This window comes from Microbacterium sp. H6 (assembly GCF_003314775.1).
GTDB classification, from domain to species: domain Bacteria; phylum Actinomycetota; class Actinomycetes; order Actinomycetales; family Microbacteriaceae; genus Microbacterium; species Microbacterium oxydans.
On the sequence record NZ_QOAY01000189.1, the window covers coordinates 23,247 to 23,847 of the forward strand.

At 71.2% G+C, this 601-nt stretch carries 1 pseudogene; it reads left to right on the top strand.

The window, feature by feature from the left end:
* Window positions 1-601 (top strand): annotated as a pseudogene (locus tag DSP71_RS12470) (hypothetical protein); the annotation flags it as partial.

A 601-nucleotide genomic window follows, 5' to 3' on the forward strand; every position in this document is an offset into this window, starting at 1 on the left:
CACCGTCGAGGATCTGGTCGCCGATGCGGTCACCCATCACTACGACGACATGATCGCGCCCACGGGCCTCACGAACATGCTCGGCACCGTGCGCGTGGACCACGACCTGACCGCGCTCAGCGCCGTGCAGTTCCCACCGGTGTCGCAAGGACTCACGCAGACCGCCGTGCTGTTCGTCGACGGCCGCCTGTTCGCGTCATACGGCGTGCCCGTCACGCACGAGTGGCGGCCCGACGGGGTGGTGCGGCGCGCGAGCGTGGGTGAGCTCGAGATCGAGACCACGACCGTGTGCGTGCCGGGGAAGACAGCGGTGGCGATCGACATCGCGGTGCGCAACTCCGGTGCGGGCGAGCGTGAGGTGCGGATCGGCCTGTCGTCTGCGGCCCGCGTGACCCGGTCGACCGAGGCCTGGCTCGACGCGGAATCACCGTCGGAACGCGACACCGCGACCGTCGACGGCGGGTGCCTCGTGTTCGGTTCGACCGATGCCGCGGCGTGGAGCGTGCAGGGCCTGATCGGCGGGACCGCGACCCTCAGCGGTGTGGCCGACCTGCCCGATGCATTCGACACCGGGATCGGCGGCAACGGCCGCGGCGGCGAG